The sequence below is a fragment of the Salipiger sp. ABF4_146 genome, from assembly GCF_056161345.1.
Window position 1 is genome coordinate 41,498 of the sequence record NZ_JBSWYX010000005.1, and the last position, 17,637, is coordinate 59,134.

Annotated in this window: 17 protein-coding genes; 7 read left to right on the forward strand and 10 right to left on the reverse strand. The window is 68.5% G+C overall.

What is annotated here, in order from left to right:
* Positions 1-33 precede the first annotated feature (33 nt).
* On the forward strand, positions 34-1,347 hold the full coding sequence (locus ACXAJT_RS08695; protein ID WP_475234562.1) for an SPOR domain-containing protein: 1,314 nt from the start codon (positions 34-36) through the stop codon (positions 1,345-1,347).
* Positions 1,348-1,448: 101 nt separating this feature from the next.
* Here the strand turns inward: ACXAJT_RS08695 and ACXAJT_RS08700 are convergent, their stop codons facing one another.
* Entirely contained in the window at positions 1,449-2,474 is a 1,026-nt protein-coding gene (locus ACXAJT_RS08700; protein WP_475234564.1) for a hypothetical protein, read from the reverse strand.
* Positions 2,475-2,701: 227 nt separating this feature from the next.
* On the opposite strand from ACXAJT_RS08700, the gene ACXAJT_RS08705 reads away from it, so the two are divergent.
* Positions 2,702-3,349, forward strand: a complete 648-nt coding sequence (locus ACXAJT_RS08705) for a sulfotransferase family protein (protein ID WP_475234565.1) — start codon at positions 2,702-2,704, stop codon at positions 3,347-3,349.
* A 256-nt stretch (positions 3,350-3,605) separates the two neighbouring features.
* Here ACXAJT_RS08705 and ACXAJT_RS08710 read toward each other — a convergent pair whose 3' ends face one another.
* On the reverse strand, positions 3,606-4,247 hold the full coding sequence (locus ACXAJT_RS08710) for a ribonuclease T2 family protein (RefSeq protein WP_475234566.1): 642 nt from the start codon (positions 4,245-4,247) through the stop codon (positions 3,606-3,608).
* 141 nt (positions 4,248-4,388) lie between these two features.
* Here ACXAJT_RS08710 and ACXAJT_RS08715 point away from each other — a divergent pair, with 141 nt between their 5' ends.
* Entirely contained in the window at positions 4,389-5,165 is a 777-nt protein-coding gene (locus ACXAJT_RS08715; protein WP_475234567.1) for a DUF1013 domain-containing protein, read from the forward strand.
* 438 nt (positions 5,166-5,603) lie between these two features.
* On the opposite strand, the gene ACXAJT_RS08720 is transcribed toward ACXAJT_RS08715, so the two are convergent.
* From ACXAJT_RS08720 to ACXAJT_RS08740, 5 genes are all read right to left on the reverse strand, one after another.
* On the reverse strand, positions 5,604-6,515 hold the full coding sequence (locus ACXAJT_RS08720) for a hypothetical protein (RefSeq protein ID WP_475234568.1): 912 nt from the start codon (positions 6,513-6,515) through the stop codon (positions 5,604-5,606).
* Positions 6,516-6,583: 68 nt separating this feature from the next.
* Entirely contained in the window at positions 6,584-7,177 is a 594-nt protein-coding gene (recR, locus tag ACXAJT_RS08725) for a recombination mediator RecR (protein WP_475234569.1), read from the reverse strand.
* Between the two features lie 103 nt (positions 7,178-7,280).
* Positions 7,281-7,625: a YbaB/EbfC family nucleoid-associated protein gene (locus ACXAJT_RS08730; RefSeq protein WP_475234570.1), complete on the reverse strand. Its 345-nt coding sequence runs from the start codon at positions 7,623-7,625 to the stop codon at positions 7,281-7,283.
* Positions 7,626-7,812: 187 nt separating this feature from the next.
* Positions 7,813-8,193 carry a hypothetical protein gene (locus tag ACXAJT_RS08735; protein ID WP_475234571.1) on the reverse strand — a complete coding sequence of 127 codons (381 nt, stop codon included), beginning with the start codon at positions 8,191-8,193 and terminating at the stop codon, positions 7,813-7,815.
* Positions 8,194-8,262: 69 nt separating this feature from the next.
* Positions 8,263-10,050, reverse strand: coding sequence for a DNA polymerase III subunit gamma/tau (locus ACXAJT_RS08740; RefSeq protein ID WP_475234572.1), 1,788 nt, complete (start codon positions 10,048-10,050; stop codon positions 8,263-8,265).
* A 266-nt stretch (positions 10,051-10,316) separates the two neighbouring features.
* On the opposite strand from ACXAJT_RS08740, the gene ACXAJT_RS08745 reads away from it, so the two are divergent.
* The 4 genes from ACXAJT_RS08745 (at position 10,317) to ACXAJT_RS08760 (ending at position 14,351) form a co-directional block, all read left to right on the forward strand.
* Positions 10,317-11,846 (forward strand): ankyrin repeat domain-containing protein, encoded by a 1,530-nt coding sequence (locus ACXAJT_RS08745; RefSeq protein WP_475234573.1) that lies wholly within the window; start codon positions 10,317-10,319, stop codon positions 11,844-11,846.
* 115 nt (positions 11,847-11,961) lie between these two features.
* Positions 11,962-12,807, forward strand: a complete 846-nt coding sequence (gene ypfJ, locus ACXAJT_RS08750; protein ID WP_475234574.1) for a KPN_02809 family neutral zinc metallopeptidase — start codon at positions 11,962-11,964, stop codon at positions 12,805-12,807.
* A gap of 4 nt (positions 12,808-12,811) precedes the next feature.
* Positions 12,812-13,321 (forward strand): protein-tyrosine phosphatase family protein, encoded by a 510-nt coding sequence (locus ACXAJT_RS08755; RefSeq protein WP_475234575.1) that lies wholly within the window; start codon positions 12,812-12,814, stop codon positions 13,319-13,321.
* A gap of 145 nt (positions 13,322-13,466) precedes the next feature.
* Positions 13,467-14,351: an alpha/beta hydrolase gene (locus ACXAJT_RS08760; protein WP_475234576.1), complete on the forward strand. Its 885-nt coding sequence runs from the start codon at positions 13,467-13,469 to the stop codon at positions 14,349-14,351.
* Positions 14,352-14,357: 6 nt separating this feature from the next.
* On the opposite strand, the gene ACXAJT_RS08765 is transcribed toward ACXAJT_RS08760, so the two are convergent.
* From ACXAJT_RS08765 to ACXAJT_RS08775, 3 genes are all read right to left on the reverse strand, one after another.
* A complete protein-coding gene (locus tag ACXAJT_RS08765; RefSeq protein WP_475234577.1) occupies positions 14,358-15,122 on the reverse strand; it encodes a hypothetical protein in 765 nt (254 codons plus the stop codon).
* Between the two features lie 169 nt (positions 15,123-15,291).
* Positions 15,292-16,317, reverse strand: coding sequence for an ABC transporter ATP-binding protein (locus tag ACXAJT_RS08770; RefSeq protein ID WP_475234578.1), 1,026 nt, complete (start codon positions 16,315-16,317; stop codon positions 15,292-15,294).
* Positions 16,318-16,362: 45 nt separating this feature from the next.
* Positions 16,363-17,583, reverse strand: a complete 1,221-nt coding sequence (locus tag ACXAJT_RS08775) for a carbohydrate ABC transporter permease (protein ID WP_475234579.1) — start codon at positions 17,581-17,583, stop codon at positions 16,363-16,365.
* Positions 17,584-17,637 lie beyond the last annotated feature (54 nt).

A 17,637-nucleotide genomic window follows, 5' to 3' on the forward strand; every position in this document is an offset into this window, starting at 1 on the left:
CAAAGCTGGCGGGGTAGTTTCCCGGGGGACGACATGCGTTTCAAAGTCCTGGCCAATAGCCTGGCGGGTCCCGCCATCCTTGCCGTCGGCGCCCTGTCCGCCGCGCCCGCGCTGGCGCAGCGGATCGACACGATCAGCGAGCCGGCGGAGGTGCCGCCGGCCAGTTACGCGGCTGCGCAATATGTCGACAGCAAGGGCTGTGTCTTTGTGCGCGCGGGCTTTGATGACGCGGTGATCTGGGTGCCGCGCGTCAGCCGGGCCGGCGATCCGGTCTGCGGCTATGCGCCCAGCCTCGGCACCAGCGCCCGTACCGCCACCCGCACGGTCGAGGCGCCGGAACCGGCAGCAGCCCCCGATCCTGCGCCCGCCGCCGAGCCTGCCTCGACCGCAGCAGCGACAGCGCCCGCCGTGGCGCCGGCCCGCCGTGCCCCGAGCACGCGTGAGACGGCGGCACGGCCGATGACGACGGTCGCCTCGAAACCCGCCAGTGCCGCGGCCCCGGTGGTCAAGGCGCCGGCCTCGAAGCCGCCCGCGGCCCCGGCGCCGCGCGTCGTTGCCACCGTGCCGGCGCCAAGCCGTGCCCCAGCGCCGGTGGCCCCCGGCAGCAAGCTGTCGAGCGGTGCCTGTCCGCAGGGCTTTTCGGGAGAGATCATCAGCAACGGCCGCAGCGTGCGCTGCGGACCGCAGGCCGAGCCCTTCATCACCGAGGTGCGTCGCGGCGAGGCGCCCACGTCCGGCAAGAACGTCTACTACAACCAGCGCGGCGGCACCGGCAGTTGGCAGGACGGCAAGCTGATGGTGCCCGGCAGCACCCGCATCCTGCCGCGCCATCTCTACGAGGAAGGCCCGGCCGAGCGTACGATCCTGCCCGCAGGCTACCGCCCGGCGTGGGAGGATGACCGGCTCAACCCGCATCGCGGGCTGCAAACGGTCGCCGGTTACTACGATAGCCAGCGCGTCTGGACGCAATCGGTGCCGCGCGCCTCGACCGCCGGGACCCGCACGGCGCCGGTCGCCCCCCGCGTGCGCTTCGAGGGCGATCCGGATCTCGTGGTCGCACAAGGCCCGCGGGTGCGCAGCACGACGGTCACCGCGGCGGCCTCCGACAGCGCCTCGGCGCCCGCCGCCGCGCCGCGGTTTGTCGAGATCGGGGCCTTCACCACCGGTGCCAAGGCCGCCGAGGCAACTCGTCGCCTGCAGGCAGCCGGTCTGCCTGTGCAGATGCTCAAGCGCGGTTCGGACCAGATGCGCCGCCTGCGCGTCGGCCCCTACAGCGATGCCCGCGCGGCCAGCCGCGCGCTGGCCGAGGTTCATGCCACGGGCTACCGCTCCGCGACCCTGCGCTGACCGCCACCGCTTCTTCTCTTCAAAAATACGCCGGGGGAGCCCGCGTCAGCGGGTGGGGGCAGCGCCCCCAAAAACGCCTGCCCGGGAGGCGGCCTGCGCGGTCAGCCGCCGCAGATGCCTTGCAGCCGCACCCAGTCGGCATCGCTGACCACCTGTGCGCTGCCCTCATTGGCGCGCGGATCGCCCTCGACCAGCCACAGCACGCTCTCGCCGGTGATGTCCTGCGCATAGGCATAGGGCGAGCTGCGCAGTTCGATCCGCGCAAACGCGGCGAGCAGGTCGTCTTGCGGCAGTGGATCATGCGGCCGGGTGAGCAGGTGCTCGGCGTAGCTTTCCAGCGCCGCCTCCGGCATCGAGCCGGTGGTCAGAAGTCGCAGGCTCGGCCAGAGGCCCGCGTGGCCCAGCAGGTCGCCAAGCGGGTCGGTCTGTTTGGCGCGCAGCGACTCGGCGAGGATATAGCCCGCCGCCACATCCGGGTCGTCGTAGCCTTCCAGCAGGCTGCCCGAGACGAGGATCAGCCCGCCGGGCAGATGCGCGGTGTCGCGCACGCCGTCGGGCAGCACCACAAGATCGGTGCGGCGGCTGTCGCCCAGCACCCGCGCCGCCAGATGGCGCAGCGGGCGCGCCGCGTCGGGAGTGGTGCAGGGGCGGCCCGCAACGCGTGTGATCTGGGTCAGCAGCGCCTGTCCGATCTCGACACGCTTGGCCCGCGGCACCACGCGCTCGGCGTGGTTGAGCAGGGCGCCCGGCAGCCAGAACAGCGCGCCCGCCAGCACCAGCACCGCCACCCCGCCGATCAGCCGCAGGCGCAGCTTGCCCGGCTTCGGGCGGCGCCGCTCGATATCGCGCAGCACGCGGTCGATGGCGTCGATCATCGTCGCCTCGTCCTCGGCCAGTTCCAGAGTTTCACCGGGATCGCCGTCGGGATGGTAGAGCGCGGGCGAGCGGCCCTTGTTGGCCCGCACCACCGCCGCCATCGACCAATGCGACAGCGCCCGTCCGGAAATATCCGACACGGTCAGCGTGGCGTCACCCATCGACAGGATCACCTCGCGCCGCTGAGCGTCGGGCTCGGGACGCCAAAGCGCGGTGGCTTCGAGGCGTTGGTACTCCTTGAGGGCGGTCATGCGTGGGGCGGTCTCGGGGGCGGTCTCACTCGGGTCTTCTCTGCTCCGTCTCGGGGCGTCTCGCCTCGGGCTGGCATCTGATTAGCAAGCTCCCTGCGCAGGAGCAATCGCCCGCACGCGCGCTGCGCCCAGCAGGGGCAGGCTGGTCGGCCACGGTGGCGAAAAAGACGCGCCGAGGATCGGGCTTGGCGATGTTCCTGCGCCGCTTGCCTGGCTAGGGTCGCGGCATGATCATCTCACGCGGGCGTGGCTATATCTTCGTGCATATCCCCAAGACCGGGGGCACCTCGCTGGCGCGGGCGCTGGAGGCGCGGGCGCATCGCGACGACATCCTGATCGGTGACACGCCAAAGGCGCTGAAACGGCGCGGCCGGCTGCGCGGGCTGACGCCGCGCGGGCGGCTGTGGAAGCACGCCACGCTCGCCGATATCGACGGTGTCGTCACCCCCGAGGAGATCGCGTCGATGCGCCGGGTGACGCTGGTCCGCAACCCGTGGGACCGGATGGTCAGCTATTACCACTGGCTGCGCAAGCAGGGGTTTTCCCATCCGCAGGTGGCGCTGGCCAAGCACTGCGACTTCCCGGCGTTCCTGCTGCACCCGCAGACCAGCGCCAGCCTGCGCGCGTGGCCAAGCAAGCGTTACCTGCGTGATGCCGCCGGAGCGGACCGAAGTGATCTGTGGCTGCGGCTGGAGCATCTCGCCGAGGACCTGCCCCCCTTCGAGGCGCATCTGGGGTTTGCGCTTGAGGTGCCGTGGGACAATGCGTCTGCGCGCCGCCGCGATTACCGAGGCTACTATTCAGAGCAGATGGCGCAGCACGTCGCCGACTGCTGCGCCGAGGACATCGCGCGCTTCGGCTACCGCTTCGACTGAGCGCAGAATGCTGTCTCTTCGCGCAGTGCGCAGAGAAACCGAAGAATTAAGTCAGTTAATGGACGGCTCCGATTTTTGTTAACCATTTCTTAACGCGCAGGCGATTTGACTGACGGCGTGGCCCCGAGCGGAAGCATATATGGGCCGCGCCAGAGGGTGGGCCTTTCTGACGGTCGTTTCCGTTTTCTGTATGCTGGCAAGCATTTGATCGCAGTTTTCCGCCCATCCTCTGGTTCTTTTTGGGGCTCCGCCGTGTTTATCTCACCGGGTCGAGCAGCGCGTCTGTCAGGCTGCAATCCTTAACAACATCTTGTCCGCAGGGCACCGGATCGAGGTCTTTCGACAGGCACAGCCGGGCTTCTTGGATGCGCCCGGCCTTACAGGTCACGGTCAGCATGTCCGGCTCGAGGCCGGGGTTGGCCTCGAGGAAGGCATCTTCAATGACATGCGCGGGCAGGGTGACCGGCTCTTCGAGGCGCCGCAGAATCTCGGGACGCTCGACGGCGGCGAAGGCGCGGCGGGCGAGGGCGAAATAATCCTGCGCGGGCATACCCGCGCAAACACCGTGCTTCTTCCATTGGTACCATGCCAGACCGCCGGTGCCCATGATGTCGGCCATGGCGGCGGTCTCGGCTCGGCTCGGCGGGCGCGCCGAGGTGTCGCAATAGCTGGGATAGCCGCGATGATACTGCGGCCACAGCCCGTGCAGCACCCAGCCCAGATCGCGGTCGCATTGCGGCGAGTCGCGCGCCTCACCCTCCAGCGCGCACCATGTCGGCGACCAGCTCAGCGACAGCACGTAGTAGTCGAAACTCCCGGCCCGGTCGCCGTCGGCGCGGAGGGGGGCGGCAAGACTGGCAAGGGCGCTACAGGCGAGCAGGATCAGCAGGGCACGCATTTTCTCTTTCCTCTTGAGTTGCGCGAGACTATATAGGCCCGAAGTTCCCCGACAACGGTAACCCGTCCTGGAGAAGTAATCCGGGACCTCCCGAGGCCAGCGCCTTGGGGGAGGGGAGAAGATTTACGTAGGAGATGACCCATGGCAAAACTGCTGCATCCCAAGGCGACCGCTGTCTGGCTCGTCGACAACACCACCCTGACCTTCAAGCAGATCGCGGATTTCACCGGCATGCACGAGCTGGAAATCCAGGGCATCGCCGACGGTGACGTGGCGGGCGGCGTGAAGGGCTTCGACCCGGTCGCCAACAACCAGATCGAGCAGATCGACATCGATCGCGCCGAGAAGAACCCGCTGGCCAAGCTGAAGCTGAAATACAACCCCGCCGCTGTCGACGAAGACAAGCGCCGCGGCCCGCGCTACACCCCGCTGTCGAAGCGTCAGGACCGTCCGAACGCGATCCTGTGGCTGGTGAAATTCCACCCCGAGCTGACCGACGGCCAGATCTCGAAGCTGGTGGGCACCACCAAGCCGACGATCCAGTCGATCCGCGAGCGCACCCACTGGAACATCCAGAACATGCAGCCGATCGACCCGGTCGCGCTTGGCCTGTGCCGCCAGTCGGAACTGGACGCCGCCGTCGCCAAGGCCGCGAAGAACCGTGACGAGGTGATGACCGACGACGAGCGCCGCAAGCTGGTGTCGACCGAACAGAGCCTCGGGATGGACGCCGAGCCGCGCCTGCCGTCGGCGATCGAGGGTCTGGAGACCTTCTCGCTGTCCGACCCGCGCGGTGAAGAGGACGAGCCCGAAGAGGACAAGGGCCCGAGCGATTTCTCCGACGCCGACAGCTTCTTCAACCTGCCGTCCAGCGATGAGGACGAAGATGAGGACGACAGCGAGGACCCGCGCGGCTGAGCCTCGCGTCCAGTGTTTGCCTGACGGGCCCGCCGCAAGTGTTTGTGGCGGGTCTTTTCTTTTGCGTGCCGGGGCCTTGCAGCGGCTGCGGCGCTCGCGGCCGCGATTGACGGGCTTTGGGGGCGGCGTATCGCCCGCCGCGCGGCCAATCGCGGCAAATGCGCGGGCCTTTGGAACAGACAAGTGGCGCTGAGTACAGCTTTTTCCCTGTGGGGAACCCGCGCCCGGGCGTTGCGCGAGTTTTGCCGAGGCTCTGGCGCATCTCGGCGACATGGCCGGTGCATGGCCGGTGCGATCGAGGTGTTGATGAGCCTGCTGGAGACGGTGCCCGGCTGGGCCGCGGGCTGGGTCCGGCTTGGCGAATGGCTGGAAGCCCGTGGCGCCAACGAGGCTGCAGTAGATGCGTGGGATAAGGCGGCGGCCGCCGATCCGCGCGGCTCAGAAGGCGTAGGTCAGCCGCGCACTCAGCGCCTCGGTGCCGTCGAAATCCGAGGCTGCCTCGATGCGCGCGCCAAGGCCTCTGCCGGTCTCGAATTCCAGACCGATGGCCAGCTGGTCCTCGCTCAGCAGGTCGGCGGCCTCGAGGCTGCCTGCGGAGGCGTAGTCGAGGTCCGGCTGATCGCCGCCGTTGACCACATAGGCGGCATAGGGGCGCAGCAGGCCGCCCTTCGCGCGCATCGGCGCACCCACCTCAAGGCGCATCGACGTGGCATAGCTGACGCGGTCTTGAACCTCGATGTCTTTGCCGGTGAGGTCGTAGTCGGCGGTGGCGTGGCGCACCACATCGCCCGACACCAGCAGATCGATGCCCGTGCCCGGCGCCTCACCCTGCCGCAGCAGGGTTTCGCCCTGCAGGCTCAGCCCGAAGAGACGGCCGTCATGGTCGGTGCTGCCGCTGGCCCACGCCGGGCTAGAGATCTTGTTGTGGGTGCGCCCCATGTAGAGCGCCGCGGCATAGTCCACGCCGTGTGCCGCGCCTGTGTAACCCGCGCCGAGGAAATACGAGCGGATTCGGGCTTCGTGAGTGTCGTCGTCGAGGTTAGAGGCCCCTTGCGCATAGCCCATGAAGGCCGAAAAACCGCTGCCGAACCCGTAGCCCAGCACCAGCCCACGGCTGTCGTAATTGGAGCCCTGCGCACCTTCGGGAGAGGTCTCACCACCTGCGGCATAGCCCGAGGCGAAACTGCTCTGTTTCTGCGTGTCGATGGCGGTATGGCCGATCCCAAGGCCGATCTCGCGCGACAGCAGATCCATCTGCGACAGCGCGGCGGCGTCCTGCGCCTCTGCCGCTGTGGCGGTGAGGGAGAGGCTGAAGAGAATGGCGAGCGGGAGGGGGAGAGCACGGTTCATGTCCGCGCTTTAGCGCCAAAGTCGCGGGCCGCCCAGATGGCCCCCGTCACAGAAGCGTTACGCGGCGTTCAAAGCTTGCGGCGGGCGTTCAGCGCGGCAGTGATCGTGCCGTCATCTAGGTAGTCGAGCTCACCGCCGATGGGCACGCCCTGTGCCAGCGAACTGAGCGCCACCCGCGTTTCGAGTTGGTCGGCGATGTAATGGGCGGTGGTCTGGCCATCGACGGTGGCGTTGAGCGCGAGGATGACCTCGGTGATGCCCTCGCTCTCGATCCGCGCCACAAGCTGCGGGATGCGCAGTTCTTCGGGGCCGATGCGGTCGAGCGCAGAGAGCGTGCCGCCCAGCACGTGGTAGCGCCCCTTGTAGCTGCCGCCGCGCTCCATCGCCCACAGATCGCCCACATCCTCGACCACGCACAGCTGGCCGTTGCCGCGGCGTTCGTCGGCGCAGATCGAACAGATTTCCTCGGTGCCGACGTTCCCGCAGTTGAGGCATTCGCGCGCGGTCGCCGCGACCCGGCCCATCAGCTCGGCCAGTGGCGTCAGCTGCAATTCGCGCTTGCGGATGAGATGCAGCACGGTGCGCCGCGCGGATCGCGGCCCGAGGCCCGGAAGCCGGGCCATCATATCGATCAGCGCGTCGATCTCGCTGCGGTCGGGCATTGTGGGGATCATCCTCGGGCGCGCTTGCGCGGCGGGACCAGAAGCGCAGAGCACCGGGGCGCTCCGCTCTCTTCATGGCCGGACGCAGCTCGCGGCAGGCGTCTTAGAAGGGCATCTTCATGTCGGCGGGCAGGCCCATCTCTTCGGTGAGCTTGCGCATCTCCTGCTCGGCGCGCTCCTGCGCCTTGGTCTGCGCGTCCTTGATCGCCGCGAGAATCAGGTCCTCGACCACTTCCTTGTCGTCGCTGTTGAAGATCGACGGATCGATGTCGAGACCTTTCAGCTCTCCCTTGGCGGTGGCGGTCGCTTTCACGAGGCCCGCGCCGGACTCGCCGGTGACCATGGTCGTGTGCAGGCCTTCCTGCAGCTCGGCCATCTTGCCCTGCATCTCCTGCGCGGCCTTCATCATCTTGGTCATGTCACCAAGACCGCCCAATCCTTTGAACATCTGATCTCTCCTGTCTGAGGCTTGGCTCTCTAGATACGGATCGCGCGGGCAGGCGACAAGGGCAGGCCGGACGGATTTGCCGAACAATAGAGGGCAGGGCGCGGGCTGGAGACCTTGCGCCGTGAGTATTTGGGAAAGATGAAAGCGTCTTGACGCCCGGCGTGGGGGCGCCCGCGCTTATCTGCCGTTACTTGCCGTCGCGGCCCGCGGCCTCGTCGAGCAGCCGGGTGAGCAGCAGCGCGGCACCGCCGATCATCAGCGAACGACCGAGCGAGTCGGTGACGTTGGTGGGGGCGAAGGTTGCGACCTGATCGCGGCTTGCGAGGGCCGCGCGGCGCGCCTTCGAGCGGCGCGGCAGGTTGCCGAACTGGCGCGGTTCGGGAACATGGCCGATGCGCGGCTTGGTCTTCAGCAGCACCGCGCCGATGGCCAGCAGGCCGCCGGCAAACAGCATCGGGGAAAGCCGCTCGCGGCGGCTGGCGGGCAGCGCCTCGCCGACGCGGGCGCGCAGCGCCGGCAGGCTGGCCTTATGCGCGAGATCGGTGGCTTTGCTGGTGTCGAAATCCATGGCGGGTCCTCCGGGTGTGACGGGTAGCTGACTGGGATCAAACCCGGCAGCGCCGCGGATGTTCCCGCCTCAGTCCTCCTCGAAGGGATCCCATTCGTCTTCGACCTCGGGCAGCGCCTCCTCGGCGGCTTGTTGCTGCTCGGCCTCTGGGGTGCGGATGTCGACGATCTTGGCCTTGGGAAAGGCGGCGATGGCGGCCTGTACCAGCGGATGCTGCTCGGCCTCGGCGCGCAGCTCAAGTTCTGCCGCGTCGCGTTTTTCCACCACGGTCGGCGCCTCGCAGCCATTGACCAAAGAGACCCCCCAGCGCGCGCCGGTGAAGCGCTGCAGCGCCGAGCCAAGCCGCTGCGCCAGATCGGGCGCGGCATTGCCCGCGGGGGTGAATTCGATACGCCCCGGCTGGTAGGCGGCAAGGCGCACACCGCCCTCGACCTCGACCAGCAGCTTGACGTCGCGATTGGCGCGGATCAGTTCCAGCACGTGCTCGAAGGTGGGGTAGCGGGCGAGGGCGCTCTGCTGCGCGACAGCCGGCGCGGCGCTGCCATAGCTGGCGCTGGGACCAGAGGGGCCGGGGTGCGTCGGCTGCACCTGAGTGCCATAAGCCTGCGCGCCGCCGCCGGCCGGCGCGCTCGTGGGCGCATGGGCATAGCCACCGCCGCCGGGGCCGCCATTGGGGCCGGGGGCGGGCGGGGGCGGCGTGTCCTGCAGCTTGCGCAGCAGTTCCTCGGGCGAGGGCAGTTCGGCGACATGAGTGAGGCGGATCACCGCCATCTCGGCGGCCATCATCGCATTGGGCGCCTGCGCCACTTCTTCGAGCGCTTTCAGCAGCATCTGCCACATGCGCGTCAGCGCGCGCATCCCGAGGTTCTGCGCCAGCGCGGCGCCCCGGGCGCGCTCGTCGGGGCCGACAGTGGGGTCTTCTGCCGCTTCGGGGGTGATCTTGACCACCGAGATCCAATGCGTCAGCTCGGCAAGATCGCGCAGCACCGCCATCGGGTCGGCGCCCTCGGCGTATTGCTCGGACAGTTCGGTCAGCGCGCCGGGCGCATCGCCATGCATGATCTTTTCGAAGAGATCCATGACCCGGCCGCGGTCGGCGAGGCCAAGCATGGCGCGGACCTGATCGGCGGTGGTCTCGCCCGCGCCGTGGCTGATCGCCTGATCAAGCAGCGAGGTGGCGTCGCGGGCCGAGCCCTCGGCGGCGCGGGTGATCAGCGCCAGCGCGTCGTCGGTGATCTCGGCGCTTTCGCGGGTGGCGATGCGGCGCAGCAGGTCGATCATCACCTCGGGTTCGATGCGGCGCAGATCGAACCGCTGGCAGCGCGACAGCACCGTCACCGGCACCTTGCGTATCTCGGTGGTGGCGAAGATGAACTTCACATGCGCGGGCGGCTCTTCCAGCGTCTTGAGCAGCGCGTTGAATGCGCTGTTCGAGAGCATGTGCACCTCGTCGATGATGTAGATCTTGTAGCGCGCAGAGGCCGCCCGGTAGTGCACGCTGTCGATGATCTCGCGGATGTCGCCGACACCGGTATTGGAGGCGGCGTCCATCTCCAGCACGTCGACGTGGCGGCCTTCCATGATCGCACGGCAATGCTCGCACTGGCCGCAGGGTTCGGTGGTTGGCCCGCCGGTGCCATCGGTGCCGATGCAGTTCATGCCCTTGGCGATGATCCGCGCGGTGGTGGTTTTCCCGGTGCCGCGGATGCCGGTCATGATGAAGGCCTGCGCGATGCGGTCGGCCTTGAAGGCGTTCTTCAGGGTCCGCACCATCGCATCCTGCCCGACGAGATCGGCAAAGGTCTCGGGGCGGTACTTGCGGGCGAGAACCTGATACTTGGGGCTGTCGTCAGTCATGGAATCCGTGGCGCTCCTTCGGTCGCGGCCAAGGTAAGGCGGGGGAGGGAGGAGGTAAAGCGGAGCCTCGGCTCCGGTCGCGCCCCTGTTGCCGTCCGAACTGGCGGGCCAGCGCGCCCTTTTCCCCGCGCCGCCGCTCTGGTATGAAGGCACAGGCCCGATAGCAGGGGGCCGCCCCGTCCGCGGAAAGCGCGCGCACCTGCGTTTCGAGCCGATCCCAGATCTTTTCGGTTTCACTCCTGCCCGGACCAGCGGACATACGGGCGATGACGGAGGATACCGGCATGCTCTTTTCAGGGCCCATTCCGACCATCGACGATCTGCGCCGCGAGGCGCGCCGACTGCACAAATCCTATGAGGCGGGTGACCGCGGAGCGCGTGAGCGGTTGCGCGATCTGCCGCCACGTGGCGATGGCCGCGTGCTTCGGCGCGCGGACTTTCTGCAGGTGGTGGCCCGCGAGCGCGGCTTTGAAAGCTGGCCCAAGCTCAAGCTCGCGGCAGAGACGCAGGGGCTGGACCGCGCGGCGCGCCTCCAGCGGCTGAAGATCGCGCTCTATCACGGGCAGATGGCGGTGGCCGAGGCGCTGCTGGCCGAGACGCCGGACCTTGCCGAAGGGCTGTTCGGGCTGGAATGCGCGCTGTGCGATCTGCCCGCCGTGACGGCTGCGCTTGCACGCACGCCCGGCCTTGCCACCCAGAGGCGCGGGCCGCGTAGCCCGTTGCTGCATCTTGCGTTCTCGCGCTGGCCCGCGCGGCACCCGGACACCGTGCCGGCCGCGCTGGAGATTGCCCGGCTGCTGGTCGCCCATGGCGTCGACGTCAATGAGACCGAGGAGCTTGCCGATGGCACGCGCCATTCGGCGCTCTACGGTGCGCTTTGCCAAGGGCGCAATATCGCGCTGGCGCGGTGGCTGCTGGAGCAGGGGGCCGCGCCCGATGATGGCGAGTCGCTCTATCATGCGGCGGAGCCCGGCGGGGGCGAGGCGCTGAGGCTGCTGCTTGCGCATGGCGCGGCACCGGCGGGCACCAACGCCCTGCTGCGGGCGCTTGATTTCAACGATCACGCAGCGGTACGCCTGCTGCTTGCCTATGGCGCCGACCCCAACGAGCCCGGCGCGCCGATCCCCGCATTGCACCACGCCGCGCGGCGCGGCTGCGACCGCGCGATGATCGATCTGTTGCTGCAGGCGGGGGCCGATCCGGCGCGTGAGTGGCGCTGGTCGACCCCCTATGCCTATGCGCGGGTGATGGGGTCTGTGCCACTGGCCGCGGCGCTGCAGGCGCGCGGGCTGGCCACACCGCTGTCGCGCGAGGAAGCCCTGATGGCTGAGGCTGCCGAGGGCCGTGCGTCCCCCGGCGCCTACATCGACCCCGCGGCGCTGCCGCCCGCCTATGACGGGCTGATGCGTGGACTGGCGGAGCGGCCAGAGCGGTTGGCACAGATCAAGGCGCTGGTGGCTCTGGGGCTGCCCTATGACGCGCCGGATGCGGCGGACGGGGTGACCCCGGTGCAGGCGGCGGCTTGGGGCGGCCATCCCGATCTGCTGGCCTACTTCCTGTCGCTGCGGCCCGACCTTGGGCACGTGAACCGCTACGGGGGAACGCTGCTTGGCGCGCTGCTGCATGGCGCCGAGACCGCGCCAGACCGACCGGAGAGGGACCACCTCGGCTGTCTAGCGTTGTTGCTGGAACAGGGCGTCGCGCTGCCGCGCAAGGTGCTGGGGATGGTCGGGCGCAGCGACCTGTCGGCGGTGCTTTCGGAATGGGCCGAGGCGCATCCCGGGCAGGTCGTCTGAGCCGGAGAGGACGCCGCTAGCCTTCGCCATATGCGGGAAAAATATTCCCTAACGCCCCGGCAGGGCCTATCATTGGCGCTGCCGGCAGGCATTTTTTCATATAAGGAATTTTATCATGCGACTGAGAGGTGTGCGCCGCAGCAGCAATGTCGAAGACCGCCGGCGGTCCGGCGGCGGTCGTGTGGCAATGGGCGGCGGGCTTGGCGGGATCGCGCTGCTTGTGGTGCTGGCCATCGGCTATTTCGCCGGGGTCGACGTCACGCCACTGCTCAACGACGGCAGCATGCAGACCTCCTCTGAACCGCGTGAGTTGACACCGCAGGAACAGCTCGCCGGGGAGTTTTCGGCGCAGGTGCTGGCCACCACCGAGCAGGTCTGGGGACAGGTGCTGCCCGAGCAGGCCGGGGTGGACTACAGGCCGCCGGTGCTGGTGCTGTTCTCCGGCCAGACCGCCTCGCCCTGCGGCGGTGCCAGCGGGGCCACCGGGCCGTTCTACTGCCCGCTCGACCAGCAGGCCTATCTCGACACCGAGTTTTTCGCCACGCTGGAACAGCGGCTTGGCGCCGAGGGGGATTTCGCCGCCGCCTATGTGATCGCGCATGAGGTCGCGCACCATGTGCAGAACCTGCTGGGCATCCTGCCCGAGGTCGAGAACCTGCGCCGTCAGGCCAGCGAGGTGCAATCAAATGCGCTGACCGTGCGCCTCGAACTGCAGGCCGATTGCCTGTCCGGTGTCTGGGCGAGCTACGTCGATGGAATTCTCGAGCCCGGCGATATCGAAGAGGCGCTGAACGCGGCGCGGATGATCGGCGATGACTTGCTGCAAAAACGCGCGGGGCGCGTGCCGCAGCCGCATACCTTCACCCATGGCACCAGCGCGCAGCGCTCGGGCTGGTTCGGGCGCGGCTACGAGGCGGGCAATATCGCCGCCTGCGACACGTTTTCGAGCGATGACATCTGAGCCGATGATCATCCACGCGCTTGCGGTTGCGGACGGCATTCTTGCCATCTCGCCCCTGCCGGGGGCGAGCGGCGATTTCGCCGGAGATATCGCGCATGTGGCCGAGTGGCGCCCGGCGATGGTGATCACCTTGGTGACCGTCGCCGAGATGGAGGCAGCCGGCGCCGAAGGCCTTGGTGCGCATGTGCAGGCGCATGGCTCGCGCTGGGTGCACCTGCCGATCCCTGATTTCGGCGTGCCACCCGAAGCCATGGTAACGCGCTGGCCAGAGATCAGCGCGCGGGTGCTGCGGGCGCTTGCGGGCGGCGGGCGCGTGCTGGTGCACTGCCGGGGCGGCTGTGGCCGCTCGGGGATGCTGGCGCTGCGCCTGATGATCGAGGCCGGAGAAGCGCCCGACGAGGCGCTGGCGCGGCTGCGCCACCTGCGGCCCTGCGCGGTTGAGACCGAGGCGCAGATGACCTGGGCCCTGCAGGCGCAGCGCGGCGCGGCGCTGTTCGTGCGCCACCTCGACTGACCCCCGCCTCGCCCGACCCCACCTCAACCGGCTCACCTCGACCGACCCGTCGCGCATTGCCTCGTTCGGCGCGCTCGTCTACACCCTAAGCCGTGAGCCAGCCCGCGCCAGCCCGACCCTTTTCCGATTGTTCAGGAGACGGCGCATGGACCTCGCGCGCAGACCTTTCATGACATCGCTGGCCGCTCTTTTCGCCTGCACCGCCGGCCCCGTGCTGGCGCAGCGGCGGGATACGCCGGTCAGCTACCCACTGTTCGACGCACCGCCCGCATCCCATGCCATGGCGCAGTTCGATGTCGGGGCGGATGGCATCACCTACCGGCTGTTCATCGCCGTGCCGCGCGCCGAGGCCCCCTCGGCGGGCTGGCCATCGCTGTGGATGCTCGACGGCAACGCAGCGTTCAGCCGATTGAGCGCGGCGCATCTTGCCGCGCATCCGGGGCTGGCGGTGATCGGCGTTGGCTATCCTATGGAGACGGGCTTCGACAGCGCATCACGGGCGCGCGACTACACGCCGGTCCCGGTGCAGCCCCCGCGCCACGGACGCGGCAGAGACTGGCAGTTCGGCGGTCAGGCGGCGTTTCGCGCGCGGCTGCTGGGGCCGATCGCAGAAGCCCTGTCAGATCACGCGCCGCTCGACTCGGCGCGGCGTAGCCTTTGGGGGCACTCCTATGGCGGGCTTTTTGTTCTCGCAACGCTCTTCGCGCAGCCGGATGCGTTTTGGGCCTATGTGCCGGTCAGCCCCTCGGTGGGTTTCGGAGGCGAGGCGCTGCGCGCAGTGGAACGCTCGGCCGTTCCGCTGCGCGGCGGCGCGCGCGCGCGAGTGCTGCTGATGCTGGGTGACCGCGAGCACCGCCGGGGCACGCCTCAGCCCGCAAAGCCGCGTCCGGCGCCGGCCACAATGGCGCTGGCCGACCGGCTGCGGCGGCGTGACGATCTGGCGCTGGAACTGGAGGTGCTTGAAGGACTGGGCCACGGCGCGACGTTCGCGGCTTCGTTCCCGCGGGCGCTGGCGCTGGCGGCTGGCTGAGCCGTCTCAGGGAAACATCAGATAGCCGCCGCGCCCACCATCGAGCGTGAAGCTGGCGCTGATGCCCTCGCCGGTCTCCGGCGTGGCAAAGAGCGCGTTGCCTTGCGCGCCATCGGTGCAGGCGAGCGCCGCGCCCATGGTCGGAAACAACTCCGGCGGGCCGTCGAGTTGGCCTGTGCAGGTCACCCGACTCTGCGGCAAGGTGAGCAGCAGCACGTAGTTTTCGCCGTCGGCGCTCAGCACCTGACCAAGCGCACTGCCACCGCCGTTGAGTTCGCCGACGCCCTGCCGCGCCCGCGGCGGGGTGCCGGGCAGGACACTGGGTGCGCGCTCGACGATCGGCGGCTGGCTCAGCCGCGCGGTTGAACTGTCGCTGCGCGGGACCGGGGCGCCGGGCGTGTTGCGGATCTGCCGGGTGCCCGCGGCGCTGTCGCGTTTGATGGTCATCACCGGCTCGCGCACCGATCCGTCGGCGCCCGGCAGGTTGCTGCCAAGGTCCAGTGACAGGCCGATCCCTGCGCCATACCCGGGCCATGAGGGGCGCTGGGGCCAGTGGGGCCGGTCCGGTCGCCACGGCCGGTCCGGGCGATCGTGGTGATCGGGCCGCCAGCCGGGCCGAGACGGCCAGCGATAGGCGGGCGCGCGGCTCTGTGCGGCATCGATGTTTTGCGGCGAGACCTGCGCAGCGGCGGATCCGCGCCCCTCGAGCAGCGATGGCCCCAGCAGCAACAGGGCGGTCGTCAAAGAGGCAAAACAGGCGATCCGGACCATTGGGCGTCTTTCGGCTGAGCAAATGTACCGCGCCATCATGACACGGCAGGGGAGGGGGCGCACAAGCCCCTGTGTTGCAGCGACTGGCAAGGAGCGCCTTGGGGGCGCTGCCCCCGTCCGCTGGCGCGGCCTCCCCCGGGATATTTGCGTCTAGACGAAGAGGCGTGGCTCAGCGCAGGGCGAGCCCTTTGGCATCGAATGCGTGCATCTGGTCGGGGTCGAAGGCGAGCCCGCAGCGGTCGCCCGGCGCAAGCCCGGTTTCGCCCTGCGCGCGCACCGTCAGCTTGCCGGCCTCGCCGCAGTCGGCGATCACATAGGTGTCGGCCCCGAGGTATTCCAGCACGTCCACCGTGCCGTCGATCTGCCCGGTGCCGGGCCCGGTCAGGGTGATGTGTTCTGGACGGATGCCGATCTGTTCGGCTCCCGGCGGCAGCGGCTCGGCGATAGTCAGTCCGGAGGTCGTAGCGGCGAAGACATTCATCTTCGGCGAGCCAATGAACTGCGCCACGAAAAGGTTGCCGGGCTGCTCGTATAGCTCGCGCGGGGTGCCCACCTGGCTGATCTTGCCGGCCTCCAGCACCACGATGCGGTCAGCCAGCGTCATCGCCTCGACCTGATCGTGGGTGACGTAGATCATCGTCGCGCTCAGCGCCTGATGCAGCTTGGCGATCTCGTAGCGCATCTCGACGCGCAGCGCCGCATCGAGGTTCGACAGCGGCTCGTCAAAGAGAAACGCGGTGGGGTCGCGCACGATCGAGCGCCCGATGGCGACGCGCTGGCGCTGCCCGCCCGAGAGGTCCTTGGGCCGCCGTTCCAGCAGCGGCTCCAGCTTCAGGACCCGCGCGGCCTCGTCCACTTTGCTGGTGATCTCGTCCTTGCTCGCCCCTGCGGCCTTGAGCGAGAAGCCCATGTTTTCGCGCACCGACATATGCGGGTAGAGCGCGTAGCTCTGGAACACCATGGCCAGCCCGCGCTGCGCCGGCGGCTCGGCGGTGGCGTCGCGCCCGCCGATGACGATCTGCCCGCGCGAGGTTTCCTCCAGCCCGGCGATCATCCGCAGCAGTGTGGATTTGCCGCAGCCCGAAGGGCCGACGAAGATGATGAACTCACCTTCCTCGACGGCGAGGTCCACGCCTTTGATCACCTGCGCGTCGCCGTACCATTTCTCGACGGATTTTAGCTCGATGCCAGCCATGTCAGTCTTTCCTCATCAGTCTTGCGGAGGGCGCCGCGGCGCCGCTCATCCTTTCACCGAGCCTGCGGTCAGCCCCTTGGTCATGAACCGCTCGAGTCCCAGAAACAGCACCATGATCGGCACCGTGGCGATCACCGAGCCCGCCATCAGGTGCTGGCGCGGCACTTCCGAGGAGTTCAGCGAGGCGATGCCGCGGGTCAGGGTGAACTTGTTCGGGTCATCCAGAAGCATGAAGGCCAGCAGGAACTCGTTCCACGCGATCATGAAGACGTAGAGCGACACCGACGCCAGCGCCGGCAGCGACAGCGGCAGGGTGATCTTCCAGATCACCTTCAGCCGCGACAGCCCGTCCATCAGCCCGGCCTCCTCGACCTCCGAGGGCAGGCCGCGGAAATAGCCCTGCAGCATGTAGAGCGCCACGGGGATGGTGGTGACCGGGTAGATCAGCACGATGCCAAAGATGGTGTTGCGCAGTCCTGTCATCGAGAAGGCGATGTAGATCGGCAGCGCCAGCACGATCATCGGCACCATGTAGATCAGCAGGATCGAACGCGAGAACAGCTTCTGCCCTCGAAAGCGCAGCCGCGCCACGGCGTAGGCGCCGGGAATGGCGAAGGCCAGCGTGATCAGCACGGTCAGCACCGAGACGTAAAACGACGTCCAGAGGTAGCTGCCGAAGTTATAGTCGCGCATCAGCTCGACGTAGGAGCGGAAGAGGCCTAGCCCTTGGTCCAGATCGAGCGAGAAATCCAGCGGGTTCTGCACCAGTGCCGCTTGGTTCTTCAGCGAGGTCATCACCATCACGTAGAACGGGATGACCACAATCGCGGTGAAGAAGATGTAACCGAAGCCGGTGAGGAAGCGGATCATCGCTGCCTCGAACACATGGCGCGTGAGCCCGCCTTCGGGCGTCTTGTCGAGGATCTTCCACATCCCCAGCGCGGTGAACCCCACCGCGGCGATCAGCCCCGTCCACTGCGCGAGCTCCGAGGCCGCGGGATCGATCGCCAGCGGTGCCAGCCCGGTCAGCGCCGCGAGGCCCAGCATCGCCAGCCCCAGCGCCGCAGGCAGCACGGGCCGTCCGTGCCCGCCCCAGCGCAGGCAGGCCAGCCCCATCAGCGCCCCCAGCGGCAGCGCCAGCCAAACCGGGCGAAAGCCCGCGCCGGTGGCGAAACTCATGGCGACCGCCACGGTGGTGGCGATCACGAAGCACCAGAGCGCGCCCAGCAGCGGCCCGGTGATATATCCGAAACGCAGCGGCTTCATTGCTTCCCCCTGCTTCGTCTAGAGAAAAATATCCCGGGGGTCCGGGGGCTGGCC